This is a genomic window from Devosia sp. BK (assembly GCF_032907385.1).
Lineage (GTDB): Bacteria > Pseudomonadota > Alphaproteobacteria > Rhizobiales > Devosiaceae > Devosia.
This window is the reverse complement of sequence record NZ_JAIMBX010000001.1, coordinates 454,032-479,499: the sequence shown is the minus strand read 5'-3', so window position 1 is coordinate 479,499 and position 25,468 is coordinate 454,032. Positions and strand designations below refer to the sequence as shown.

The window sequence follows — 25,468 nt, the reverse complement described above, 5'->3', positions numbered from 1 at the left end:
AGCGTGCCGCCGCCGAACCTGTCATTGGAGAGGGATCAGTTGGAAATCGGTCCGTTACCCACACCCGGCGTATTGGGCAGGGTGTTCGGATGCAACTCGTTCGTGCTCTGCTTGTCCGCCGGTACATAGAGGCGTTCGCGGATCACGTTGTCTTCGGCCCAGTTGAACTGGAAGATCGGGGCGCCGGCCGGGATATTGGCGAAGCGCTTGTTGATCAAGAGAGCACCCGGATACTGGGTCAGGCCGATGGCATAGAGGTTCTGCGTGTAGATCTGCTGGTAGGTCTTCATCAGGTCAGCGCGTTCCGCATTGTCGGCGCTGGCGATGAACTTGTTGACCGTATCCACCATCTCTTGCTCGAACGGCATCAGGTCGAGCGTGCCGTCAGTGCCGGCGCGGTGCGAGAAGGCCGTACGCGGACCAACAGGGGCAAGCCCAGCCGTACCCTGAACCACCGAGACGAGATCCGAACCATTGCGGAGGATCGCCCAGTCATACTTGCCGCCCTGCTGGTATTCGGCCAGCGAGTTGCCGCTCACAGTGTCGAGGATGACGCGGATCCCAAGGGCTTCCATCTGTGCGAGCACACCTTCGGCAAGGCTCTTGTCGGTGGTGTAGTCGGCATTGACCAGCATGGTGATCTGGACGTCCTGACCACCCGCCGTGCCCGATGGGAAGTTGACGACGCCATTGCCATCGGTGTCTTCGAGGCCGGCCTTGGCCAGGTATTCCTTGGCCTTGTCCATGTCGTAGCCGAAGAAGGCGGTCGAGTCCTTGTCGTAAAAGCTCGTGCCGGCATAAAGGCCGCCCGGATAAGGCGTCGTGAACGGCCCCTTGACGAGGGATTCACCGAGGCTCTTGCGGTCGATCGCATAGGTGATCGCCTTGCGGAAATCGATATTCCGGTTGAGCTCGCGCACAGCCTGGCTCAGCTCGTTCGGTTCACCCCAGCCATTGCCCGAAAGGTTCGGATAGAGGGTGTAGCCGATAGTGCGGGCGCCGAACTGCAGACGAGCCGGAGCGGTCTCTTCCGCCGCACGGCGGAGCGATTCCACGAAGTTTTCCGGCTGTTCCAGGTTCGAGAAGTCGGCCGTGCCGGCAATGGTCTGCACGTCGCGATCGGCCCAAGTTGAGAGGCGATAGCTGACTTCGTTGAGATAGGGCAGCTGGTTGCCGTTCTCGTCGACCTTCCAATAATAAGGATTGCGGCGCAACACGATCACGTCGTCTGGACGATATTCGACCGGCACCCACGCACCCATAACCGGGAAGTTCAGGAATTCAGGTGGGAAGGCGTTCTTGTACTGGTCGTAGTTGTTTTCCGAATATTTCGGATGCTGCGGCTTGAGGATATGCGCCGGACCCGGGCAGAACGTGCCATAGGCCATGGCATAGAGGAACTGCGTGGGCTTGGCCTGCTTGAAGGTCCACTTGACGGTCGCGTCGTCGATCTTTTCGAGCGTCGTGCCTTCGCCAAAGCTTTCCGGCGTTGCGCCACCCGTCGGGGCAACATTGGTGTCGAGAACGTTGTCTTCCCAATAGAACATGACGTCGTCGGCGCCGAAAGGCTCGCCGTCAGACCACTTCGCACCCTCGATCAGGTGCATGGTCAGTTCGTGGCCATCTTCGGACCATTCCCAGCTCTTGGCGAGGTTCGGCAGCGGCTCGAGTTCGTCGGCCTTCACTTGGAACAGCGGACCGGTACGCGTCAGACATTCGTACATGCCGATGTCGACGCCGCCCCAACCCTGGGTCGCGCCACCGATATAGTTCCAGCCGTCAGGACGGCCACCGATAACGTGGCGCATGGTATCGCCATAAACGCCCATGCCGTCGGGCATGTTGGGGGTCTTGAAAACCAGAGGTTCCTTGGGCAGGCGCTCAGCGACCGGCGGCAGCTTGCCGGCATCGACGAATGCCTTGACGAAGTCCGGCTCATGATATTCCGGCAGCGCCTTGTATTCCTGGATATCAGAACCGCTCACGAATACCGGTTCGCTCTGTGCGGCGAATTCCGGCGGATCTGGTGGCGTGGTCCACTCGGTCTGAGCGAAAACGGCGGACATGGAAACGGACAGCAAAAGTCCTGCCCCGCCAAGGGCATAGATAGGCTTTCTCAATAGAACCTCCCTTTGCAACGGGCTAGCGCGTGATGCGTCGAGTCAGTTTCTCCTCGCTGACTCTGGTCCCGTGCACGATCTCAACCTACGACTTGCCAGCGATGATGCAATCCGGAATGATAGAGACTTATTCCGGTTTTCTAAGAAGCCCGCTGATTAGTATGACAGTTGTTTTGTCCCAAATGCGCCCCCGCGAGAAGGCGCCCCGCCCGACCCCGCGTCCGGACCGCAGCTTTTATGCCTCGGGCAAGGCTTTTGGCCGCTTCGGCATCCGCGCCTTTCCGCCCCAGATTATGTCCGCGCCCCATAGTCATGGGCATATCGAGTTCAATTGGCTGACCTCGGGCCAGATGGACTATTCCTTCGACGGCGGCCCCATCACAGTCGGTGCCAACCGCCTCGTCGCCTTCTGGGCCGGCATTCCCCACCAGACCGTCGCCCTTCACGACGTCGTCGATGCGCGCCAGCTCAATATCTACTTGCCGATGGATGCTTTCCTGGAGATGCCCCATCTCGGCCGCCTCACCGAAACCCTGATGGGCGGCGGCGTTATCCAGCTCACGCCCGAATGCATCGGTCTCGACACGCTCGAACGCTGGCACGGCGATTACCGCAGCGGCAATTCGCTCCGCGCCGACCTCGTGCGCACCGAAATCGGCACCATGTTCCGCCGCGCCGCCATCACCGGCTGGGATACCCTCCTCCCCGCCTGGCTCGAAAAATCCGGCACCCGCACGCGCACCACGACGCCAGTGCGCTACGTCGTCCGCATGGTCCGCCATATCGTTGAAAACATCACCGATCCCCTCTCCGCCGAAGACATCGCTAAGGTTGTCGGGCTCCACCCCAATTACGCGACCAACCTCTTCACCAAGGTGATGCACATCTCGGTCCAGAAATTCGTCACCCGCATGCGCCTCATCCGCGCCCGCTCCCTCCTCTTCGACGGCAGCCTCTCCATCGCCAACGTCGCCTTCCAGTCCGGCTTCGTCAGCCAGACCCAGTTCTACGAACATTTTCGCAAAGCGTATGGGATGACCCCGAGCCAGATGCGGAAAGACACTATCGAGGGCTAGGGCCCGTCCCGCAGGGCGGGCAGCTCTCGCGCTGCGCCAGTCTCACACTCGATTGTCACCCCGGCCTTGAGCCGGGGCCCATCCTGAGATCTCAAAATGGATCCCGGCTCAACGCCGGGATGACATCCGCTTAGCAATCAACTCTCCGGCGTCTGCTGCCGAAACCGCAGCGGCGAGACCCCCATCCGACGCTTGAACCGTTGCGAAAAGTAGAACTGGCTCTCAAACCCGGCACTCGCCGCCACCTGCTTCACCGGAAAACTCGTCCGCTGCAGCAAATCCGCTGCCAGCTGCATCCGCCGCGCCTCGATATGCCCCTGCACCGTCTCGCCGGTTTCCTCCCGAAACACATGCGCCAATCGTGACGCCGACAAGCCCACCGCCTCAGCCACATCATCGATAAGCAGCTTCTCCGGCAGCCGATCTTCGATGAAATCCAGCGCCTTGCGCACGCGTCCATCGCCGGCCTGAGCCTCCCGCTCATTGTACCCGTCGCACCCGAGCAACACCGCCTCCAGCGCATTGAACGCCAGCGCCTCCCGCCGAAGCTGCGAACCAGTGAGCACCGCATGTACCCCCGCAAACTGCGCCGCCAAACCGGCGTCCTCGATCCGCAGATGCATCAGCCCACCCGACACCACCGGCCAAGCCAGCCAGTCCAGCCATTCCGTCCGCGGCTGAAAATGCGCCCACACCAGCTCCCATCGCTCAAGCTTCGCCTCGACCCCATAATCATGCGGCGTTCCCGGTCGCAAAAGCACCCAGTCTCCCGCCTCAACGATCAGCTCGCCGCCGGCATATCCAAACCGCCCGCGCCCACCCGTCGTGTGCACCAGCAGCCAATCGCCCACCCCGCGCCGCCGCACGGCACGATAGCCCGATGTCTCATCAAAGTGCCCCGTAAGAAGCCGCCGCGCCGACTGATATGGGCTTTCTGCAATTTCACTCATAGCAGGATATTGCATATCATTGGCAGCATGTTCCATGGCCAGCAGCCTGCTCTCGGCTTAGTCTTCCTCAAATAGGGAGGTCGGAATGACACATGCTTTTCTCAATGACACGCAGGCAGCGCAGTTCGAAAGCGACGGCTTCCTCGCCGTCCGCGGCCTGATCACCCCCGAAGAAATCGCCGAAATCCGCAAGACGTTTATGGACCAGGCAGCCAATGGCCCCGTCCCCGGCCTCTCCGACATGCCGCGAAGCAATACGCCCAACGATCCCCTCAGCCGCTACCCGCGCATGATGCACCCGCACAAGCACCCCGACAAAGATGTCGGCCAACTCGCCATGCGCTACATGCTCGATCCGCGTTTGCAGCCAATCCTCGCCGATCTGTTCGGTGAAGAGCCCTTTGCCTGCCAGTCCATGTTCTATTTCAAGCCCCCAGGCGCGCGCGGTCAGGACCTGCACCAGGACAATTTCTACCTGCGCGTCAAACCCGGCACCTGCATGGCCGCCTGGATCGCCGTAGACGACGCCGATGCCGACAATGGCGGTATGATGTGCGTGCCGCAGACCTCGATGCTCGACATCGCCTGCCCCGAACCGTCAGACCCCACCCGCTTCTTCACCACCGAACACGTCGAGCCCCCACCGGGCCTCGAACCGCAAATGATGCAGCTCAAAGCCGGCGACGTGCTCTTCTTCAACGGCAGCGTCATCCACGGCTCGACGCCCAACACCAGCCCCGACCGCTTCCGCCGCTCGCTGATTTTCCACTACATCCCAGCCAGCACCAAAGAGATCAGCCACTGGTACGAAGCCCTCAGCTTTGCCGGCGACAAACAAGACATCGCCATCAACATGGACGGCGGCCCCTGCGGCACCAATCAACCGGCCATGGGCCCGCACTAACTTCCCAGTAAACTTCATGGTGAGGTGCGCAGCAAAGCGCAGCCTCGAACCACGAGGTCGTGGCACAAACAAAAAATCCCCGCTCACGCGGGGATTTCTATCAGTGCCCTTGGCCTAGCCATTCGCGCAGAGCGCTCATAGCCTTCTCGCCTCAAATCGCGCCACTGGCGCGATTTGCCCTGCGGGACGCCTCTAAGTATTAAACTTGAAGAGCATCACGTCGCCGTCTTTGACGACATATTCCTTGCCTTCGTCACGAGCCTTGCCCGCTTCCTTGGCCGCAACTTCGCCGCCAAGGGTCACAAAATCATCAAAACCAATCGTCTGCGCGCGAATGAACCCGCGCTCGAAATCGGTGTGAATGACGCCCGCCGCCGCCGGAGCCTTGTCGCCCTTATGGATCGTCCAGGCGCGCGTTTCCTTAGGGCCGACCGTAAAGTAGGTCTGCAGCCCAAGCAGATCATAAGCCTCACGGATCATGCGGTTGAGGCCCGGCTCATGCAGCCCCAGCGATTCCAGATATTCGGCCTGCTCTGCATCGGGCAACTGAGCCAGCTGCGATTCAATCTCAGCCGAAATGATCACGACACCCGCATCATTCGCCTTGGCATAGGCTTCCACCAGCTTGCTCATCGCATTGCCGTTTTCAGCCGACCCTTCGTCGACATTGCAGACGTAAAGCACCGGCTTCGACGTAAGAAGCTGCAGCTCCTGGAACGCCTTCTCTTCCTCGGCCGAACGCTCGACAAAGCGCGCCGACTTGCCATCGTGCAGCAGGACAAGCGAACGATCAATCAGCTCGAGCGTAACCTTGGCGTCTTTGTCATTGCCCTTGGCCTTCTTTTCCACGCCATTGCGGCGCTTCTCGAGGCTTTCAAGATCGGCCAGCATCAGCTCGGTCTCGACCACCTCGGCATCGGCCAGCGGGTCAACCTTATTGGCAACGTGAATGATATTGCCGTCTTCAAAGCAGCGCAGCACATAGGCAATGGCATCGCATTCGCGAATATTGGCCAAAAACTGGTTGCCCAGGCCTTCGCCCTTCGACGCGCCCTTCACGAGACCCGCAATATCCACAAAGCTCATGCGCGCCGGCAGGATCGTCGCCGATTTGCCGATCGTCGCCAGCTTCTGGAGCCGCGCATCCGGCACAGGCACATCGCCCACATTGGGCTCGATGGTGCAGAACGGGAAATTGGCAGCGGCAGCCGCCGCCGTACGGGTCAGCGCATTGAAAAGCGTCGACTTGCCGACATTCGGCAGGCCGACGATGCCCATCTTAAAGCCCATGGGAAACTCCGGGAAATTGTTGGGTTCCAATTGGGTCGGTTTGGGTTGGATGTCAACCTAGTCCCGCGGCGACGCCGCTCTGCGGCCATCGCGCGCCGCCATTTTACGGCACATTTGAAGCCGCCACACCCGTCTCGCGCCGCGCGCGATCCACCCTCTCCCCGAGTGGGAAAGGAATAGACGGCAACCTCTTAGTCTTCTCCCACTCGGGGAGAAGGTGGCGCGCAGCGCCGGATGAGGGTGGCTTGCGACGGGCACGATGCGAGCGAGCCACAGCTTCACCTCTCCCTTCGGGGGAGAGGTCGGCTTGCGCAGCAAGACGGGTGAGGAGGCCTTCCTCTCTGCCCGAGCGCGCCAAAGGCCCCCTCACCCCAAAAGGGCGAGGTCGGCTTCGCCCACTCACCTCAGCGTCTGGAACGCCAACACCGCCCCGAACACCGCGAGCGCGACCGCAGTAATCTGCTCCACCCGCGCCGAGGTCAGCCATCCCGCCGCGCCGCGTTGCGCCAATTTCCCCAGCGACATCCACCCAATCGCCGTACCAATGACGAGCGCCGCAAACACAACATCAAACGGCAGCCTCTCCACAAACCCAACACCCGGAAAAATCGCAAAAGCAAAAACCAGCGCCTTGGGGTTAAGCAACGTCGTCACAAAAACCCGCCCCAGCGTAATCCCCCACTGCCCCAAATCCGCCCGCCCTGCATTGCGCCACAGCTTCCACGCCGACCAATAGAGAAACGCCACGGCCACCAGCTTTGCGGCGACTGCCACCATCGGCTCTCGCGCCGCCACCGCTCCCACAACCTCGATCCAAACCGTGATCGCAATCGCGTAACCCCCGAGCTCCCCAACCAGCAAATGCAGCGATTGCCGCACGCCTCGTTGCGCCCCGCTTGCCGCCATCAGCGTATTTGTCGGCCCCGGCACGGCCAGCAATCCCAGCACCGGTAGGACAAACCCCATCCAATCGCTCACGCCATGCCCTGCACGATATCCAAAAATTCCCGATGTCCCAGCGCCTGGTTCGCGGCCGCCCGATATTCCCTCACAAGGCCATCAAATGTCTGCTGCGCAAAGCGCCTGAGCTTTGGATCAGCCGCCATCTCCCTGCGCGCCAAGTTCTGGTCCAGGAGCCCCAGCCCATTCAGCACCGGATAATGCAGCTGCGTCTCGATATGCGGCAGGCCACCAAGATAGTTCGGAAAATCCCCATGCCGCGGCATCTGCTTTTGCCAGCGCGCCAGCCGCTCCTTAGTCTCGGGGTGGATGCGATTGGCCCGCACCTCACGCCAAAACGGCGTATCGTCTCGCTCGGTCATGTAGTGCGTATTGACGAACGTCCGGAAATCATCGACCTGCCGCCCTACCCGCGCGTTATAATCGTCCCGCGCCTTTTGGCTGATCTTGCTCGGCTGATCCATATAGCGCTGCGCAAACAGCATCATCTGCACGATGGTCCCATGGATCGACGTCGATTCCAGCGGCTCCAAAAAACTCGAGCTTAGTCCAACGGCAACACAGTTGCCGATCCACGCTTTCTCCAGCCGCCCGATCTGGAACCGAATATCGCTCCGCACCTCGATCTCGTGGCCGAGCACCCGCTCGACTTCTTCCTTGGCCTGTTCCGGCGTCGAAAACTCATCGGAATAAACATAGCCGCAGCCAAAGCGTGTCCGCGTCGGGATCTGCCACATCCAGCCCGAACTCTGTGCCCAAGCCCGCGTATAATTGGGAAGCTCTTCCCCTTCTTTCACATCGATCCAGAACGGCAGCGCCCGATTGACCGGCAACTCGTGCGCGTAAGACTTCCACGGCGCCTCCAGCGCCTTGACGATGATCTGCTTTCGGAAACCCGTCGCATCGATAAAGAAGTCGCCCTCAAGCCGCGAATTATCGTCGAGCACCAGCGCAGCTATATCGCCGCTCTCGCCATCCCGCTCGACCCCGGCCACCAGCGCATCGACCTTCTCGACGCCTTTGGACTTACTGGCAAAAAACTTGCCCACCAGCGCCTGATCGAAATGATACGCGTGGTGAAACGGTCCCAACGGGATCAGCGACCCATCCGCCTTCAGCGCATAAGGTGCCTTTTTCTCCTCCAGCAAGGGCTGGAACATGTGCATCTCCTGCACAGCCCTGCCCGCCGCCACCGCATAGACATTGAGATAATCCGAAGGCGCTCCCTGCGGCGCCTGGATCACCTGATGCGGATCATCAATCGGCCCATAATAGGTGTAGCCTTTCCGCCGCCAATCCTCATGCTTGATCCCGAGCTTGAAGCTCGCATCGGTCTTGCGGAAGAATTCGAATTCATCGATCCCAAAGTGCTTCAGCAGCACGCGAAACGCCGCCGTCGTCGCCTCCCCAACCCCAACCGTCGGGATACGCGAACTCTCAACCACCGAAATCCTGAAATCAAACCCGCGCCGCCGCGCCTCATCCTGAATGATGAACGCCGCGATCCACCCGGCCGTCCCCCCGCCCACAACCACGAAATGCGCTGGCTTTGCCATGTGTTTGTTCTCCCCGAGGAGAAGCTATTTGGCGGTAGCGAAGCGGGCAAGCCAGACAAAGAAGACGCCAAGCGTTTTCTTGGAAAGCAGGAAGAAAGTCCGTGATGAGCGGACACGGCGCCTTATGGAGAACCGATCTCTCGCTGGTGTCGTATTGCGACGACATAAACCGTTTCCGTCGAAGGGTCGTACCGATATCGCGCCAGATAGCCACCATCGCCAAACGGGATAAGAATTTCTCGAAAGGGATCCAGATTTGGCACCGGACGCCCGGCCTGGGGTGTCTCAGTGACCGCGATGAGCCGATCGCGAATGGCAGCCACCGCCCGCTGGGCAGCACGCGGATTTTTATCAATCAGGAAGCGCCTCAGGCGGCTAAGATCAGCGATGGCCGCGTCGGTGAGCCTCAGGTGTGGCAAGGCGGAGCGTCCGTTTCCTCATCGGTACCCCATGTCTCCATCCACGCAAAAACCTCTTCGCCTGTCAGATGCAGACCAGTCTCCTGATAATCTTTCCAAGACGCCAGCGTCGCTTCATCGAAGCCAAGTCGCGCCTCTTCCTTCTCAACATAGGTGCGGATAGCCTCACGCATGACCCAGTGCGCAGAGCGCTGCTTGCTGTCTGCCAGCGACTGGATGCGCTCCCGCATCTCATCATCAAGTTTGACTGAAACCGCCATGGCGACCTCCGGTAGTACCTTTCGATACCATACACCCGTCAGGGCCTTCAGCAAACGCTGAAAAATACGTACACACCCTCAACGAAAATGGCCCCGGCTTTCGCCGGGGCCAAAATGACGCTTGGGAGGTCGCGTCAAACTTGATGGAGGCTAGTGGTGTGCGCCGCTCATTTCGCGGAGTTCTTCCACCGAGCGAACCTTCTTGCGGGCAGCACCTTCCCAGTCGCGCGTCTTGACCGTCGACTTGGCCACGCGCTCCTGGGCCGCCGGCACGGCGTCGGCATATTGCGGCAGCCACTTGGCTTGAGCGACCACCATCTCGTCGACCATGGCCCAGACTTCGTCCGGGGTGCAGATCGCCCCGACCAGTGGGTCGTGCAATACGGCAAGCTTGAGCGTATCGAGATTGCCCGTCATCGCAGCCTCGACCGAAAGACGCTGCACCGAAACCGAAACCGAGCACGTAGCGGCGCAAGCCGTCGGCAGGGTAATGCCCTCGATCATGTTGATCCCGAAGCGGTCGACATAGCCCGGGCTTTCGATGATCGCATCATCGGGCAGGTTGGTGATGATGCCATTGTTGCGGCGGTTGAAATGCCCGCGATAGGGCCGCCCGGTTTCCAGCGCTTCGATGATGTAGCTTGCGTGTTCGCTGGTCCGCTTGTGTTCGGACAGCGGCTTGTTCGCCTGCTCCTTGAACATCGGAAAATCGGTCTCGAACCAGTTCCGGCGCTCGGTCGAATAGCGCAGATATCCGCCCGTCTCGCCATGAATCCAGTCGCTCATGTCGATCCAGCGATTGATCTCGTCCGGACGCTTCCGGTACCAGGGCAGGTATTCGGAAAGGTGCCCGTTCGACTCGGTCGAATAGACGCCAAACCGCTTCAGCACGTCGATGCGCACCTTTTCGGTCTTGGAATAGATCGGGTGCTTCTCAAAGCCCGCGATCAGCTCTTCCTTCTCGATCTTCCGGCCCTTGGCGCGAATATCGATATACCAAGTCTGGTGATTGATGCCGGAGCAGACATAGTCGAGCTCGTCATCCCTCACCCCCAGCACCTCGGCAATCTGGTGTGCGCCATGCTGCACGCCATGGCAGAGGCCCACCACATTTACGCCGCCATAGAGATCGGCCGCCCAGGTGTTCATCGCCATCGGGTTGGCATAGTTGAGGAACAGCGCGCCCGGCTCGGCGACTTCGCGGATATCCTTGCAGAAGTCGAGGATCACCGGAATGTTGCGCTGGCCATACAAAATGCCGCCGGCACAGATGGTATCGCCCACGCACTGGTCGACGCCATATTTCAGCGGAATGGAAATGTCGGTCGCGAATGCCTCAAGTCCGCCGACGCGCACGCAGCTCATGATGTAGCGCGCGCCAGTCAGCGCTTCGCGACGATCGGTGGTCGCCGTCACCTTGGCCGGCAGATTGTTCACCGACACGATCGTCTCGATGATCTGCTTGACCATATCGAGGTTGTGAGGATTGAGGTCGGTCAGCGCAAATTCGCAACCGACAAATTCCGGCACCTTCAGCAAGTCCGAAATCAGCGTTTTGGTGAAGCCGACCGACCCAGCGCCGATCACAGCAACCTTGAATGACATATTTCCTCCCGTGCACCGCTCAACGGTAACGTAATGTTACCAATAGCTAGCTGCTGCGCCCCCATTGGTGTAGAGAAAGCTTGTGCCATCATGGGTAATTTTGTGCTCTCCCAGCTTCTCGACCACGGCCACGATATTCGCTCGCTCAACCTGCCGCGCAGCGCCGCGCCGCTGCATTGCATGAGTGTCAGCGCTGGTTACGAGCAGCGCCGTAACGAGGTCTATTCCTGGGATGGCACCAAGCGCGGCACCGCCCCTTTCCTCGTTCTTCAGCACACGACCCTGGGCGAAGGCCGCCTTGATTATGCGGGCACGCGCCACCGGCTAACCCCCGGAAAAACCATGATAATCACTATCCCCCACGCGCACCGCTATTGGCTGGAGCGCGGTGGTGAATGGGAATATTTCTGGCTGCTGCTCAATGGCCGCGAAGCCCTGCGTCTTGCCCGCGAAATCATCGAAACCGCCGGCCCAGTCCTCGAACCCGCCACAGCGCAAGTCGACCGGCTAGCTGCCGCCTGTCTCGACGTCCTCGAAATGACCGACCCGTCACCCGGCCTCGCGTCAAACGCCGCCTATGCCGCCATGACCAGTCTCCACGACACCGTTTTCGGTAGTAGGCCGCCGGCGGAAAAGTCTTTGCCCTCAAGCGTTTCGCGCGTTCTCTCTCACATCGAAACCCACATTGCGGCCCCTCTCCCCATCGAGCGCCTCGCGGCAATAGCCGAGCTCAGCCGCGCCCATTTCGTCCGCATGTTCAGTGCCGAAGTGGGTCTCGCACCCTCCGATTACGTCCTCGAAAAACGCCTCGAACGCGTCGAGCGCCTCCTCCTCGCGACCGAAATGTCAGTCGCCGAAATTGCTGGTGCAACTGGCTTTTCGGACGGCAATTATCTCGCTAAAGTACTGCGACGCCGCCGCGGTCTTGCACCGCTGGAATTCAGGGCGGCCGGCCGCCAGGCAAGTCTCTAGACCGCTCCCTGGCGGAAGTTGCGCATAAATACGATAGACACGGATCACCGCCCGTTAAGCCTGTAGTGATGAAGTTGTGGACCTTAACGGGTCTTAAGAACTCCCATTGCAATCTGGGGATGACAGAGGAACTCTTACATGACTCTATTTCGTCTTCTTGCAGCATTCGGACTTGCCGCTTTCGCGGCCGCAGCCACGCCCTCAATGGCCCAGGACCTGCCCACCCTGACCGTGGTTAGCCCAGCAGGCACAGTCACTTACGACCGCAACGAGCTTGAGGCCATGGGTCTCGTATCCGTCAAAACGAAGACCCCCTGGAATGAGGGCGTGGTCGATTTTGAAGGCGTACCGATCGCGAAAATCCTTGAAGCCGCCAAGGCGGAAGGCACCACCGCGACGGTCGTTGCGCTCAATGATTACAGCGTCGATATCCCGACCTCGGATTTCACAGATTTCGGCACGATTCTCGCGGTTAAACGCAATGGCGACTATATGCCTGTCGACGATCAGGGCCCATTCTTCGTCATCTATCCATTTGATTCGGATGCCAAATTGCAGGGACAACCCTATTATGGGCGCGCGGTTTGGCAGGTTAAGGAGATCGACGTCGAATAGGCAGAACGCCGTCTGACGCGACATTACACCATGGGATAAAGTCGCTCACCATGCGCTTCCTTCGCATAGCGCTGACCGTTGTGATCCTGGGCTTTCTGGCCTCGGCGATCTACATTTCCGCGCTATTTTTCCAGCGGCAGGCTGCGCTCGAAAGCGTCGGCCTGAACAATGTCACCTGGACCATTGCCCAGGTGCCAAGCGAATTCGCTCGCCTCCAGCAACGCGTCAGCGCCTATGGCATGGGCGACCCTGCAATCACCGAAGCCGAGGTGAAGCTCCGCTTCGACATCGTCGTTAACCGCATCAAGACTTTGCGCGATGTCGCCGTTCAGGAACTGATCCGCACAGACGATCGAGCCGCGAAAATCCTTGCCGATCTGAGCACGGCCATCGAGACGGTGCGGCCGCTGATCACGACGATCTCGGCACCTGACGCGCCTGCGCAAATCTCCACCATCCTAGAGCCGGTTTATCCCAAGCTGGTTCGTCTATCGACCGACGCCAACGTCTGGAACATCGATCGCATCGAGGCGGCACGCGCTGAGCTTTTCACCCTGCAGCAGGCTCTTGCATACGTTGCTCTGGGCATGTTCGTTTGCGGTTGCGCTCTGATTGCGCTTTTGCTGGTCCACAATGGCTTGTTGGGCCGCGCTCAGAAAGTACTTGAGCAAAGCGAGAGCAGTCTGGCGCTACAAAACGCGCGCTTCGACGCTGCGCTCGATGCCATGTCCCTCGGCCTCTGTCTCATCGATGGGCAGGAGCGCATCATCGTCTGCAACCCGCAGTTTCTCAGCCTGTTCGGCCTGACGGAGGCGGAAGCCGCGCCTGGAATGGCCCTGCGTGACCTCATCGATTCCGACCTGCTGACAGACGCGGTCCATGAGCCTGGCGCCGCTGCCCGCGGCGACATTGCGCTTCTCAACGACCATACGCACCACCTGCCCAATGGCACGGTGCTGGTGGTCTCCCGTGAGCCGACCTCCGAAGGCGGTTGGGTCTGCACCTTTGAGGATGTCACTGAGCGCCATCGCGCACAAAACCGCATCTTCCATATGGCGCACCATGACAATCTGACGGGCATGCCAAACCGCCTGCTGTTCTGGGAGAACATCACCCAGGCGGTGCACGCCCTCTCCAAGAACCAGAAGCACTTCGCTGTGCTCTATCTCGATCTCGACCGCTTCAAGGAAGTCAACGATACCCTGGGTCACCCGGTCGGCGACGTGCTGCTGCGCCAGGTGGCTGAACGCCTGCGCCACGCGGCCTCAGAGCGCGACATCGTCGCCCGGCTCGGCGGCGACGAGTTCGCCGTGCTGCACTATTGCGAGAACAACACGACTGAGAGCACCGAAACGCTGGCGCATGCGATCATTGCGAGCATCGGCCAGCCATATCACGTCGATCAGAATGAGATCATCATCAGCACCAGCGTCGGTATCGCGTTAGCGCCCAAGGACGGTGTCGAGACCGACCATTTGATGAAGAATGCCGATCTCGCGCTCTATAGTGCCAAGAGCGAAGGCAAGAGCACTTATCGCTTCTTCTCGTCCAAGATGGATGAGGACATGCAATACCGGCGCCAGCTCGAAACCGATCTGCGGCGCAGTATCAAGCTTGGCCAGTTCCAGCTCTATTATCAGCCGCTGATCAGGCTCGACACCGGCCGCATCGTTGCCGGCGAAGCCCTAATGCGCTGGCGCCATCCCGACCATGGCATGATCTCGCCCGCTCAGTTCATCCCGCTCGCCGAGGAAACCGGCGCCATCGAAGTCCTTGGCGAATGGGCGCTCCATCAGGCCTGCCAGGACGCGCTGAACTGGCCTGAGCATGTTCGCGTTTCGGTCAATCTCTCGCCGGTCCAGTTCCGGCGCCCTGGCCTCATCGACATCGTCAAAGCTGTCCTTGCCACCAGCGAGCTCGATGCGCGGCGCCTCGAACTCGAAATCACCGAGTCCGTCCTGCTCCAAAACAATGCCGTCAATCTTGAAGCGCTGCACCAGCTTCGCGCCCTCGGCCTCACCATTGCGCTCGACGATTTCGGCACAGGCTATTCCTCCCTGAGCTATCTGCAGCGCTTCCCCTTCGACAAACTCAAGATCGATCAGAGCTTCGTGCGCGATCTCGAAAATCGCCCCGATAGCCTCTCGATCGTTCAGTCGATTGCGACCCTCGGACGCAATCTTCGTATGCGCACCACGGCCGAAGGCGTCGAAACACTCGCCCAACTCGAAACCATCACCGCCGCAGGCTGCACCGAAGCGCAGGGTTATTATTTCGGCAAACCCATGCCGGAAGCCGAGTTCCGCAGACTTCTGACCGAGGATATGCGCGTCAAGGCAGACGCCTGAACCGCGACTGCTGCACCCTTGCCCAGACGCCAGCGTCATGCGAAAAGGCGGTTGACGTATAGGGAAAGACGATGACCAATCCTGTCACGCGCGACCGGCGGCATTTTGAAGACCTGACCGTTGGCGAGATCATCACCCTTGGCCATGTGACCGTGACCAAGCAGATGATTTTCGATTTCGCCCACGAGTTCGATCCCCTGCCCTTCCACATCGATGAAAAGGCCGCCAAGGCAAGTCTCCTCGGTGGTTTGGCCTCAAGCGGCTGGCAGACGGGTGCCCTCAGCCTTCGCATGCTGGTGGATAGTTTTCTGGGCAACGTTGCCTCGGCCGGCGGACTGGGATTTGAAAATCTCAAATGGAAGAACCCCTTCATGGTTGGGGACACCATCGGCGGCAAAGTCACCATTGCCGAATTGCGCCGCTCCACCAGCCATCCGCAATGGGGCATCGTCACGCTCGATTTCGATATCCGCAATCAGAAGGACAAGCCGGTGATGACCATGCGCTTGGCCAATCTGGTGGAATGCCGCGAGGCCCTCGCATGACGCGTTGGTTCGAAGATATCGTCATCGACGAAATGTTTCCGCTCGGCAGCCACACCTTTAGCGAAGAGGAAATCATCCGCTTCGCCAAACTCTACGACCCTCAATATTTCCACGTTGATCCAGACCAGGCACGCCATAGCCACTTCGGCGGTCTCGTCGCGAGCGGCTGGCACACTGTCAGCGTCGGCCACCGCAAGATGGTCGATGCTCTGTTTGACGAGGCCGAACGGTTGCGCGGACTGGGTCAGGAGCCCGGGGTTTCAGGCCCGTCGCCCGGCGTCAATTCCATGGAATTCAAAGTGCCCGTACGCCCCGGCGACACCGTCACTTATGAATTGATCGTGACCGACAAGAGACCATCCAATTCGCTTCCGGGTTGGGGCCTTCTCTTCAACCGGTTGACCGCCCGGAACCAGCGCGACGAGATAGTTTATCGCGCTGAAATCGTTGGATTTTCGAAGCTCCGGGATTACCGCATGCCCATGAAGCTGAAAGTGTTGCTGGCACTCACCAGCTTGCCCGTCATCGGACCCAGATTGCGGCGCAGCACTTGAATATAGCTTGGGCCATCGGCACTCTCACCGCATGCGCCGATTCGCCCTTGCCCTATTGCTGTTTCCCGCCCTGTCCGTGCCATCGATGGCGCAGATCTACCAAGGCAATTGGAGTTGCCGCGACGCATCGACCAATCGCGTCGGCATCCTGACCATTTATGGCAGCGTCTACGGTTGGGCTTCACGCACCGCTGGCGACCCCAATTCCGGAACCGGGACACTGACGCCCTACGAAGACGGCGCTGGTCTCAATGATGGCAATCTCCGCGGCAATGCCGGCATCCAGACAGCCCGCACTGTCAATGACCCGGTCAGCGGCGTTGCGGTCCAGCTCGAAACAGCCGACGCCATTGTGATGCTCTGCACGCCGCGCTGAGCGCCAGCTGTTCCTTGCCAAGATTTCATCTGCCGGTAGCCATCCTGTCAGGCGCTGGCGGGTAGTTGATTTGCAGATCAAGGCATAGCCCTTGACAGTATCAATGGCCCCACGGACAGGATCCCGAAGATGCTCCATGACCACGACGACCACGATCTCGGCTTCCGGCACGATCTTCCGCGCCTTGTCAGCCGCCGAAGCCTACTGGCCCTTTTTGGTGGCGTTGGTGCCGTCGCGCTCACCGGTCTTCCCGCCTCCGCTTTGGAATGCATCGCCCTGCCATGGGAAACGGCGGGGCCCTACCCCGCCGATGGCTCCAATGTCCGCAGCGGCCAGGTGGTCAATGCCCTGACGCAAGAAGGCGTCATCCGCACTGATCTCCGCCCATCGTTCGGCACGTTGACGCCCGTTGCTGAAGGCGTCCAGCTCGATCTTGAGCTGACCTTGGTCAATGCCGACGGCTGCACGCCGCTCGCCAATCACGCCATCTACATCTGGCACTGCGATACTACCGGCCTCTATTCGCTCTACGACACACCCGATGCCAACTATCTTCGCGGCGTGGGCATTTCCGATGCCGAAGGCAAGGTGCGATTTACGACGATCTTCCCCGGTTGCTATGACGGGCGCTGGCCCCATATCCACTTCGAAGTCTTTGAAAATGCGGAGAAAGCCGTTTCCGGCGATGCTTCTCTTCTCACCGCCCAAATCGCCTTGCCGCACGACATCTCGGCTGACGTCTATGCAGCCGACAGCCGCTACAGCAACGGCACCAGCAACCTCGGTCGCATCACCATCGCGACAGATATGGTATTCAGGGATAATTCCGAAGCGGAAGTCGCCCAGCAGACTCTCGCGGTCACCGGTAGCCCGACCGGTCCGCTCGCTGGAACGGTGACGATTCCAATCGACCGCACCGCGTCCAGAAGCACATCTGGCGGCAGGCCCGCGGGTGCACCGCCGAGCGGCAATCCGCCGCCCATGCCCGGAAAGTAAGGCGTTCCGCGCATTTCCGGGCTCCCTCACAAGGGGGCTTGAACTTTTCTACGGTTTGAGCATTTTAGAGGGGCAGCGCCGGGCCCCTCTGGTCATGGTCCCCATGACGATGTCGGAGCTGCTCCAACTTTCACATGGAGAAGGTCCGGCGAAATGGATTCGCTTCTTGCCGCCCTGACGGGCGAATTCCTCGGCACACCAATTTATTTCTGGATCGCGTTCATTACGATCGTGATCGCTCTGCTTGTTTTCGACCTCGGCATCCTGCACAAGGACGAGCACGAGATCGAAGCCAAGGAGAGCCTGCTGCTCTACGGCTTTTACGTTGCAATTGCCCTCGCCTTCGGCGGCTGGGTATGGTGGCAGCGCGGCGCGACCGCGGGCCTCGAATTCTACACCGGCTACCTGCTCGAACAGAGCCTGGCGATGGACAACATGTTCGTCATCGCCACGATCTTCGGCTTCCTCGGCATCCCCCGTCTTTATCAGCACCGGGTGCTGTTCTGGGGCATTCTGGGCGTCATTCTCTTCCGCGCCGTGCTCATCGGTGTCGGTGCCGCTCTCGTCAATCAGTTCAGCTGGATTCTGCTCGGCTTCGGCGCCTTCCTGGTGTTCACCGGCATCCGCATGTTCAAGCATCAGGACGAAGAGCCGAACCTGGAAGAGAACAAGGTCTACCAGTTTATCTCCAAGCGCTTCCGCGTCACCAAGAAGCTGCATGGCCGAAATTTCACGGTCAAGGAGCCTGATCCCAAGACCGGCAAGATCGTCACCTTCCTGACGCCGCTCGCCGTGGCACTGATCATGGTCGAAGTCGTTGATCTCATCTTCGCCGTAGACTCGGTCCCGGCCGTGTTTGCAGTCACCCAGGACACGTTCATCGTCTACACCTCGAACATCTTCGCCATCCTTGGCCTGCGTTCGCTCTACTTCGCCCTTGCGGCCGCGATGAACCGCTTCCGTTACCTGCAGACATCGCTCGCCATCATCCTCGTGCTGGTGGGTATCAAGATCTCGCTCGTGCCGTTCCACATCCATATCGACACGCTGCTCTCGCTCACGGTCACCATCGCGATTCTGGCCGGAGGCATCCTGTTCTCGCTGTGGAAGACCCGCAACGAGCCTAATGTCAGCGCCCAGGAAGACCCCACCCAGGGTCAGCTCGAGCCCTGATCTAAAGCGTCGACAATCAAATCAGGACGGCCCGGTTGACCCGGGCCGTTTTCTTTTTGTAGGCTACGTTCCGCAACTGCCCAGGAGGCCCCGTCCAGAAATGAACATCTGAACCCGCACACCGGACGCTACTGACCGCTCTTGGCGCCCTCGCATCGAGGTCCCGCCGGTCATGTTTGCGCGTGTTGCGACGGATGATTTTTGGACGGCTTTGCTCTTCCCCTAACCCCAACTTTCCGCGCTGACGGCGTCGTCACTTCAGTTCACTTGCGTGTGGTCTTCTGCACGCTTTGCACGTCTTCAACTGCCTTTGGCTTTCGCCGAGGCGGACAGGATCACTCATGCCTAAAAACCAATTCCAGCGCCCGCAGCCGATCAACCACACCCGCAATGTGCCACGGCATGGCCAACAACAGCCGCCACAGCGCCCAAGCAGCAAGACCAGCATGCAGACGCCGCCAAGCGGCCTGCCCTCGCTTGGACAATTGCTGCACACCGATAAGCACCACTAATCAATCGAGCCCGGCGCCTCAGCGCCGGGCTCCACTACAGCCACAACCGTTCAGCAGCAGGGCACAACACCCGCGCTCTAAACTTGCCGCATTTGCTGTCTAACCCGAGAGAGACAACGACAAAGGATAAACGCAAATGGGTGTGATCCACGAGATCGTCTTCGATTGCGACAAGCCCGCCGTTCTGGCTCAGTTCTGGGCTAAAATTCTCGATGGCTATGACGTTCGTGCCTATGACGAAGACGAAATTGCGCGCCTCGCCGCCCTTGGCCTGACGCCCGAGACTGACACGACTGTCATGATTGATGGCCCCGGTCCGTCAATCTGCTTCCAGAATGTCGATGGCCGCGTCTTCGACAACAATCGCGTCCATCTCGATATTGAAGTTACTGATCGCGGCGCCGAAGTCGACCGCCTCAAGGAAGCCGGCGCGACGGTCGATCGCGTCCTCCCGACCTATACGGTCATGCGCGATCCCGAAGGCAACCAGTTCTGTCTCGTCGACCCACGTGTCGTTCTGCAGGCGGCTGCAGCCTAGGACGGTACTGACAGAGGCTGTCAGCGTCCGTGCCTAAGGTCTCCTCACCCTAGAGGAGATCCATCATGTCGCTGACCGCGTCTTGCCATTGTGGCGCCACCCGCATCACCCTGCCCCGCACGCCGACCGAGGCGAAGACCTGCAATTGCAGCTTCTGCCAGCGAACCGGTGCGGTATGGGCCTATTTCGAGGAGGGCGAACTCGGTTTCGATCAACTCAAGGGCGACACGACCTATTCGGCCAGTGGCGGCATGAACCAGCACCACTTCTGCAGCCATTGCGGCATTCAGACCTGGGGTAGTTCCCCCGATTGGGCTTCGGCATATAATGCCGACGGCACTCCCAAGGGCGAACCCGGCGTCGTCCCCGAACGCCGCACCTATGCCATCAATCTCAACACGGTCGATGAGCTTGATTGGTCCAAGGTCAGTGTCGAAAAAATGGATGGCCGCAGCAACTGGTAGGCCAAACAAAAATCCCCGCTTTCGCGGGGATCATTTTGCTTAGTCTAATTCGCTTTAGTGCCCGTCAAAAGCCATCAGCGAGCTAACCGCGACCTTCTCGGCCTGCAGTTTCGCCGCGCCGCCCAGTGCCGGCAGATCGATGACGAAGGCAGCTTTGTCGCAGGTCGCGCCGGTTCGACGGATGAGGCTGACGGCAGCAATTGCGGTCCCGCCCGTCGCGATCAGGTCGTCGACTATAAGCACCTTATGGCCGGCATGAAGCACGTCGGCATGGATCTCGATCGTGTCGACACCATATTCGAGCGCATAGTTCTGGCCGATGGTTGTGCCCGGCAGCTTGCCGCGCTTGCGCACGGGCACAAAGCCGACGCCAAGGGCGATAGCCACCCCTGCCCCGAAAATGAAGCCGCGGGCTTCGATACCGGCAACATGAGTGAATCCCATGCCGCGATGGGCCGCCGCGATTTGCTCGACGCTTTCCTTAAAGCCTTCCGGATGCTCGATCAGCGTCGTGATGTCACGGAACAGGATACCCGGCTTGGGATAGTCCGGAATAGTCCGGACGAGCGACTTGAGGTCGATCGACATGGAAGGCCTTCAAAGAGAGAATGGGCTCAGGGGGTGCGGCGGCCGGCAATATGGCGGGCAATGACGCCGGCATTGTATGCTGCCGAGCGCGTCGCGCTGATCGCAGCATCGCGCGCCTTCGGATTATTCGCCACTGCGTGGATGCCGGCGCGAACAACGGGATGGCGGCTGATGGTCATGGCGGCGGACACGACGGTGACAGCCAGGCGAATGGCGGACAAGGCAACCTCCTCCAAAGAACCGGTACGGTTCCATATTGCGGCTGACGGCGGGAATGACAAGACCCTTGCGTCGATGTGAGAGAAAAAGCCGCGCCATCGCCTCAAAAAGAAAGGGCTCCCGGAGGAGCCCTTGATCGCTAATCATGGCGTCGAACTTAGTGCTCGATACCAGCCCAGATCTTGCGCTTTGTGCCATACATCAGGCCGGCAAACAGCACGAGGAAGATCAGCACCGCAAAGCCCGTCTGCTTGCGCGACACGAGGTGCGGTTCCGCAACCCACATCATGAAAGCGGCAACGTCGGTCGAGTACTGCTCGAGCGTCTCGGGAACGGCAGTGCCATTCTCGGCTTCGGCATAGTCGACAGCACCATCGGCGAGCGGCGGAGCCATGCCGATAGCGTGGCCGGGGAAGTAGTCGTTGTAATGCTTGCCTTCAGGCAGCTGGAACGGCGTGCCGTCGCTGCTGTGCGGCGCATCTTCCGGCACTTCCTCGTGGTAGCCATTGAGCAGCGCGTGGATGTAATCCGGGCCGCCTTCCTGGTACGCGGTGAAGTAGTTGAAGATCCAGGTCGGGAACGGATCCTTGACGCCACGGGCCTTGGCAAGCACCGAGAAGTCTGGCGGCAGAGCGCCACCGTTTGCGTCGCGGGCTTCCTGATCGCTGGCGAAAGGCGAAGGCCAACGGTCGGCCGGAACGGCCGGGCGGCGACCGCCATCGGCCGTCGCGTCGTTCACTTCATATTCGAGCGCCAAGGCACGAACCTGAGCTTCGGAAAATTCCGGGCCGCCCTCATCCATCAGGTTGCGGAAAGCGAGGAGATGCGCACTGTGGCAGCTCGAGCAGACTTCCCGGAAAACCTGGAAGCCGCGCTGGAGCTGATTGGTGTCATAGGTGCCGAAGATACCGCCAAACGACCAGGCCTGACGTTCCGGGTGCGGGCCGGCTTCTGCTGCCTGGGCAACAGGAGCCATGGCAAGACCGGCGACAAGCGCGGCAGCGGCAATGATGAGCTTATGCATGTTCATGTTACCGGCCCCGATCACGCGTGTGCCTTGTTTCCGAGAACGCTCTCGGAAATGCTGGTTGGCAGCGGCTTTGGCGTCTCGATCCGCGAGAGCACCGGCAGAATGACCAGGAAATAGAGGAAATAGAAGGCGGTGCAGACCTTGGCGAGCGTGGTATAGGGCTCCGCGGCTTCTTGCGCACCGAGATACATCAGCGCGATGAAGTTGATCACGAAGAGACCGTAGAACCAACGGAACATCGGACGGAACACACCCGAGCGCACCTTCGAGGTGTCGAGCCACGGCACGACGAGAAGGCAGGCCATCGCACCACCCATGGCGATCACGCCGCCAAGCTTGGAGTCGATGAAGAGGATGTTGAAGTCGATGGCGCGGAGGATCGTGTAGAACGGCAAGAGATACCATTCCGGAACGATGTGGGACGGCGTCACCTGGCTGTTGGCCATGATGTAGTTGTCGGGGTGGCCGAGGATATCGGGCGCGAAGAAAACGAACCATGCGAACGGGATCATGAACAGCACCATCCCGAACAGATCCTTCATCGTGTAGTACGGATGGAAAGGAACGGTATCGCGGCTATCCTTGACGTCGACGCCGATCGGGTTGTTGTTGCCCGGAACGTGCAGCGCCCAGATGTGGAGTGCGACGACGGCTGCGATGATGAACGGCAGCAGATAGTGCAGCGAGAAGAAGCGGTTCAGCGTCGGGTTACCCACGGCAAACCCGCCGAGAACGAGCTGCTTGATGCTGTCGCCGACGAGCGGAATAGCCGAGAAGATGTTCGAGATAACCGTCGCACCCCAGAACGACATCTGGCCCCAGGGCAGGATGTAGCCCATGAACGCGGTCGCGGTGGTGAGAAGGAAGATCACGACGCCGAGGATCCAAAGGATTTCGCGCGGCGCCTTGTAGGAGCCGTAGAAAAGACCGCGGAACATATGGATGTAAAGCGCGACGAAGAACATCGAAGCGCCAACGGCGTGGGTGGCCTGGATGACGCGGCCGCCGCTGATGTCGCGACGGATATGCTCGACCGAGTCGAAGGCCAGCGCCACATTTGGCACATAATGCATGGCAAGGATGATGCCGGTGACGATTTGCACGCCAAGGCACATCACGAGAATGGCGCCGAACGTCCACCAGTAGTTGAGGTTCTTCGGCGTCGGGAAGTCCATGAGATGTTCTTTGGCGAAACGCACCACCGGCAGGCGGTCGTCCAGCCACTTCTCAACGGCAGTTCCCGGAACGTAAGTCGAATGTTCTGACATCGGAAATGCCCCCACTAACCGATCTGGACCAGCGTATCGCTGAGGAATTCATATGGCGGCACGACCAGATTCTTGGGCGCGGGACCGCGACGGATACGGCCGGCAGAGTCGTAGTGCGAACCATGGCATGGGCAGAACCAGCCATCGAAATCACCGGACTGACCCACAGGGATACAGCCCAGATGCGTGCAGTTGGCGATCATGATCAGCCACTGTTCGTGGCCCGGCTTGGTGCGGGCCTCATCGGTTTCCGGATCCTTGAGGTCGGCCATCGGAACGGCTTTGGCCTCTTCGATTTCCTTGGGCGTACGGTGACGCACGAAAACCGGCAGGCCGCGCCATGTGATCGTGACCGACTGGCCCTCTTCGATCGGCGCGATATTGTACTGAATGCTGGCCAGCGCCAGCGTCGATGCGTCGGGATTGAGCTGATTGATCAGCGGCCATACCACCGCGGCAGCACCGACGGCGCCGACTGCGCCGGTGGCGATATAAAGAAAATCCCGCCGGTTTGTGGATGAGTGTTCTGCTTGCGTGGACAAGTCCGTTTCCCCGTACGAATGCATAAATGACGGAGCCGGCACCAGCCTACGACTACATAAGCAGAATCGATAGCCGGCCGCCCTCAAGCGGTCCGTCAGTTGCGGTTCTTTTTGCACTCTCGGCTGGCCTTGTCCAGTGTGCGCCCGATGACAGTTTGCCTTCGCGCAACTATATCTCTGCGCCAGACATGCTCACTGGACCCGGCAACGACCGGGAATGATGCCCTTGCCCATCGATCTCGCGCTCTATCAGCCTGATATCCCTCAAAATACGGGTACGCTCATCCGGCTGGGCGCCTGCATGGGCATCACCGTCCATATTATCCACCCGGCGGGCTTTCCGATCACGCCAAAGGGCCTTGCCCGTGCGGGCCTCGATTATATCGAGCACGCCAGCATGCGCGAGCACGACAGCTTCTCCCAGTTCGAAGAGTGGCGCGCCGCCGAGGGCCGCAGATTGGTGCTTCTGACCACCAAAGCCAGTCAGTCTGCCTACGACGCGGCCTATCAGCACACCGACATTCTCCTTCTCGGGCGCGAAAGTGCCGGCGTCCCTGATTCTGTTGCCGAGCGCGCCGACCTCCGCGTCCGCATTCCCATGCGTCCCGGCTTGCGCTCGATCAATGTCGCCCTAGCGGGAAGCATGATCATAGGGGAGGCCATGAGACAGATTGGCCGCTTTACAGAGCTGAGTTAAAGGTCCATTTCCCCCGCCATGACCCTTCCTGCCGATATAAAAACCAAGAAAACCGCAGCCTCCGCCTGGTTCCGGAGTCTTCGCGACCAGATCTGCCAGTCGCTCGAAGATCTCGAAAGCGCGGTTAGTGGCCCCAACGCTGAAATGGCACCTGGGCGCTTTGAACGTACGCCTTGGGATCGCGCGGCTGGTGGCGGCGGCGAAATGTCGATGCTTCATGGTCGCGTCTTCGAAAAGGCCGGCGTCCATATCTCCACAGTGCACGGCAATTTCTCCGAGGATTTCGCCAAGCAAATGCCCGGCACCGAAGCCGGCACCGGCTTCTGGAGCTCCGGCATTTCGCTGATCATCCACCCCTGGAACCCCCACGTTCCGGCGGTGCACATGAACACGCGCATGATCGTCACTGGAAAGCAGTGGTGGGGCGGCGGAGCCGACCTGACTCCCGTGCTCGACCGTCGGCGGACGCAGGACGATCCCGACACGATCGACTTTCACGCCGCCATGCGCGCAGCCTGTGAGGCCGCTCCAGGCGCGGATTACGACCGCTTCAAAGCGTGGTGCGACGAATATTTCTACCTGCCCCACCGCAAGGAACACCGTGGCGTCGGCGGCATCTTCTATGACCAGTTCAACTCCGGCGATTGGGACGCCGACTTCGCCTTCACGCGCTCCGTCGGCGAAGCGTTCCGTACCATTTACCCAGAGCTCGTCCGCCGCAACTTCGAAACGCCCTGGAATGAAGCCGATCGCGACGAACAATTGGTGCGCCGCGGCCGCTATGTCGAGTTCAACCTGCTCTACGATCGCGGCACGACCTTTGGCCTCAAGACCGGCGGCAATGTGAATTCGATTCTCTCCTCCATGCCGCCCGCGGTGAAGTGGCCCTGA

Annotated in this window: 28 protein-coding genes; 15 read left to right on the top strand and 13 right to left on the bottom strand. The window is 60.1% G+C overall.

Annotated features, from left to right (window positions below; translation table 11 throughout):
• Nucleotides 1–35: 35 nt before the first annotated feature.
• A complete protein-coding gene (locus tag DevBK_RS02245; protein ID WP_317185577.1) occupies nt 36–2,066 on the bottom strand; it encodes an ABC transporter substrate-binding protein in 2,031 nt (676 codons plus the stop codon).
• Between the two features lie 215 nt (nt 2,067–2,281).
• Between DevBK_RS02245 and DevBK_RS02240 the strand changes: the two genes are divergently transcribed.
• Entirely contained in the window at nt 2,282–3,196 is a 915-nt protein-coding gene (locus DevBK_RS02240) for a helix-turn-helix domain-containing protein (protein ID WP_317184330.1), read from the top strand.
• A 137-nt stretch (nt 3,197–3,333) separates the two neighbouring features.
• On the opposite strand, the gene DevBK_RS02235 is transcribed toward DevBK_RS02240, so the two are convergent.
• Nucleotides 3,334–4,146 (bottom strand): helix-turn-helix domain-containing protein, encoded by an 813-nt coding sequence (locus DevBK_RS02235; RefSeq protein ID WP_317184329.1) that lies wholly within the window; start codon nt 4,144–4,146, stop codon nt 3,334–3,336.
• Between the two features lie 85 nt (nt 4,147–4,231).
• On the opposite strand from DevBK_RS02235, the gene DevBK_RS02230 reads away from it, so the two are divergent.
• A complete protein-coding gene (locus DevBK_RS02230; protein ID WP_317184328.1) occupies nt 4,232–5,050 on the top strand; it encodes a phytanoyl-CoA dioxygenase family protein in 819 nt (272 codons plus the stop codon).
• A gap of 192 nt (nt 5,051–5,242) precedes the next feature.
• Here the strand turns inward: DevBK_RS02230 and ychF are convergent, their stop codons facing one another.
• The 6 genes from ychF to DevBK_RS02200 all read right to left on the bottom strand — a co-directional run bounded on the left by ychF (nt 5,243) and on the right by DevBK_RS02200 (nt 11,140).
• On the bottom strand, nt 5,243–6,340 hold the full coding sequence (ychF, locus tag DevBK_RS02225) for a redox-regulated ATPase YchF (protein WP_317184327.1): 1,098 nt from the start codon (nt 6,338–6,340) through the stop codon (nt 5,243–5,245).
• A 399-nt stretch (nt 6,341–6,739) separates the two neighbouring features.
• The gene (locus tag DevBK_RS02220; RefSeq protein ID WP_317184326.1) at nt 6,740–7,318 is read right to left on the bottom strand and encodes a LysE family translocator; all 579 of its coding nucleotides are present in this window, start codon (nt 7,316–7,318) and stop codon (nt 6,740–6,742) included.
• Complete coding sequence (locus DevBK_RS02215; protein ID WP_317184325.1) at nt 7,315–8,856, bottom strand: tryptophan halogenase family protein; 1,542 nt, start codon at nt 8,854–8,856, stop codon at nt 7,315–7,317. The genes DevBK_RS02220 and DevBK_RS02215 overlap by 4 nt, the downstream gene beginning before the upstream one ends.
• Nucleotides 8,857–8,978: 122 nt before the next feature.
• Nucleotides 8,979–9,275 carry a type II toxin-antitoxin system RelE/ParE family toxin gene (locus DevBK_RS02210; RefSeq protein ID WP_082461320.1) on the bottom strand — a complete coding sequence of 99 codons (297 nt, stop codon included), beginning with the start codon at nt 9,273–9,275 and terminating at the stop codon, nt 8,979–8,981.
• The gene (locus DevBK_RS02205; protein WP_317184324.1) at nt 9,263–9,535 is read right to left on the bottom strand and encodes a CopG family ribbon-helix-helix protein; all 273 of its coding nucleotides are present in this window, start codon (nt 9,533–9,535) and stop codon (nt 9,263–9,265) included. Before DevBK_RS02205 ends, DevBK_RS02210 begins: the two co-directional genes overlap by 13 nt.
• Nucleotides 9,536–9,685: 150 nt before the next feature.
• The gene (locus tag DevBK_RS02200) at nt 9,686–11,140 is read right to left on the bottom strand and encodes an alpha-glucosidase/alpha-galactosidase (RefSeq protein WP_062631612.1); all 1,455 of its coding nucleotides are present in this window, start codon (nt 11,138–11,140) and stop codon (nt 9,686–9,688) included.
• Nucleotides 11,141–11,230: 90 nt separating this feature from the next.
• Between DevBK_RS02200 and DevBK_RS02195 the strand changes: the two genes are divergently transcribed.
• The 11 genes from DevBK_RS02195 to DevBK_RS02145 all read left to right on the top strand — a co-directional run bounded on the left by DevBK_RS02195 (nt 11,231) and on the right by DevBK_RS02145 (nt 20,233).
• A complete protein-coding gene (locus tag DevBK_RS02195) occupies nt 11,231–12,112 on the top strand; it encodes an AraC family transcriptional regulator (protein ID WP_317184323.1) in 882 nt (293 codons plus the stop codon).
• 138 nt (nt 12,113–12,250) lie between these two features.
• The gene (locus tag DevBK_RS02190) at nt 12,251–12,727 is read left to right on the top strand and encodes a molybdopterin-dependent oxidoreductase (protein ID WP_061910496.1); all 477 of its coding nucleotides are present in this window, start codon (nt 12,251–12,253) and stop codon (nt 12,725–12,727) included.
• Between the two features lie 50 nt (nt 12,728–12,777).
• Nucleotides 12,778–15,075, top strand: a complete 2,298-nt coding sequence (locus DevBK_RS02185; RefSeq protein ID WP_317184322.1) for a putative bifunctional diguanylate cyclase/phosphodiesterase — start codon at nt 12,778–12,780, stop codon at nt 15,073–15,075.
• Between the two features lie 71 nt (nt 15,076–15,146).
• The gene (locus DevBK_RS02180) at nt 15,147–15,620 is read left to right on the top strand and encodes a MaoC family dehydratase (protein WP_317184321.1); all 474 of its coding nucleotides are present in this window, start codon (nt 15,147–15,149) and stop codon (nt 15,618–15,620) included.
• Nucleotides 15,617–16,174, top strand: coding sequence for a MaoC family dehydratase (locus DevBK_RS02175; protein ID WP_317184320.1), 558 nt, complete (start codon nt 15,617–15,619; stop codon nt 16,172–16,174). The genes DevBK_RS02180 and DevBK_RS02175 overlap by 4 nt, the downstream gene beginning before the upstream one ends.
• A gap of 31 nt (nt 16,175–16,205) precedes the next feature.
• The gene (locus tag DevBK_RS02170; protein ID WP_317184319.1) at nt 16,206–16,550 is read left to right on the top strand and encodes a hypothetical protein; all 345 of its coding nucleotides are present in this window, start codon (nt 16,206–16,208) and stop codon (nt 16,548–16,550) included.
• 129 nt (nt 16,551–16,679) lie between these two features.
• Nucleotides 16,680–17,546 (top strand): hypothetical protein, encoded by an 867-nt coding sequence (locus tag DevBK_RS02165; RefSeq protein ID WP_317184318.1) that lies wholly within the window; start codon nt 16,680–16,682, stop codon nt 17,544–17,546.
• 153 nt (nt 17,547–17,699) lie between these two features.
• Entirely contained in the window at nt 17,700–18,719 is a 1,020-nt protein-coding gene (locus DevBK_RS02160; RefSeq protein ID WP_317184317.1) for a TerC family protein, read from the top strand.
• Nucleotides 18,720–19,060: 341 nt separating this feature from the next.
• Nucleotides 19,061–19,231 (top strand): hypothetical protein, encoded by a 171-nt coding sequence (locus DevBK_RS02155; protein ID WP_317184316.1) that lies wholly within the window; start codon nt 19,061–19,063, stop codon nt 19,229–19,231.
• A 136-nt stretch (nt 19,232–19,367) separates the two neighbouring features.
• On the top strand, nt 19,368–19,769 hold the full coding sequence (locus tag DevBK_RS02150; protein WP_317184315.1) for a VOC family protein: 402 nt from the start codon (nt 19,368–19,370) through the stop codon (nt 19,767–19,769).
• 65 nt (nt 19,770–19,834) lie between these two features.
• Entirely contained in the window at nt 19,835–20,233 is a 399-nt protein-coding gene (locus DevBK_RS02145) for a GFA family protein (protein ID WP_317184314.1), read from the top strand.
• 54 nt (nt 20,234–20,287) lie between these two features.
• Here the strand turns inward: DevBK_RS02145 and DevBK_RS02140 are convergent, their stop codons facing one another.
• From DevBK_RS02140 to petA, 5 genes are all read right to left on the bottom strand, one after another.
• Nucleotides 20,288–20,821 (bottom strand): adenine phosphoribosyltransferase, encoded by a 534-nt coding sequence (locus DevBK_RS02140; RefSeq protein WP_317184313.1) that lies wholly within the window; start codon nt 20,819–20,821, stop codon nt 20,288–20,290.
• Between the two features lie 26 nt (nt 20,822–20,847).
• Nucleotides 20,848–21,042: a hypothetical protein gene (locus DevBK_RS02135; protein WP_156352221.1), complete on the bottom strand. Its 195-nt coding sequence runs from the start codon at nt 21,040–21,042 to the stop codon at nt 20,848–20,850.
• A gap of 155 nt (nt 21,043–21,197) precedes the next feature.
• Nucleotides 21,198–22,070, bottom strand: a complete 873-nt coding sequence (locus DevBK_RS02130; RefSeq protein WP_317184312.1) for a cytochrome c1 — start codon at nt 22,068–22,070, stop codon at nt 21,198–21,200.
• Nucleotides 22,071–22,084: 14 nt separating this feature from the next.
• Nucleotides 22,085–23,338 (bottom strand): cytochrome b, encoded by a 1,254-nt coding sequence (locus DevBK_RS02125; RefSeq protein ID WP_061910474.1) that lies wholly within the window; start codon nt 23,336–23,338, stop codon nt 22,085–22,087.
• Between the two features lie 14 nt (nt 23,339–23,352).
• Complete coding sequence (gene petA, locus DevBK_RS02120; protein ID WP_082461317.1) at nt 23,353–23,904, bottom strand: ubiquinol-cytochrome c reductase iron-sulfur subunit; 552 nt, start codon at nt 23,902–23,904, stop codon at nt 23,353–23,355.
• 208 nt (nt 23,905–24,112) lie between these two features.
• On the opposite strand from petA, the gene DevBK_RS02115 reads away from it, so the two are divergent.
• Together DevBK_RS02115 and hemF are read left to right on the top strand one after the other, a co-directional pair.
• Complete coding sequence (locus DevBK_RS02115; RefSeq protein WP_317185576.1) at nt 24,113–24,577, top strand: tRNA (cytidine(34)-2'-O)-methyltransferase; 465 nt, start codon at nt 24,113–24,115, stop codon at nt 24,575–24,577.
• Nucleotides 24,578–24,595: 18 nt separating this feature from the next.
• Nucleotides 24,596–25,468 carry an oxygen-dependent coproporphyrinogen oxidase gene (gene hemF, locus DevBK_RS02110; protein WP_317184311.1) on the top strand — a complete coding sequence of 291 codons (873 nt, stop codon included), beginning with the start codon at nt 24,596–24,598 and terminating at the stop codon, nt 25,466–25,468.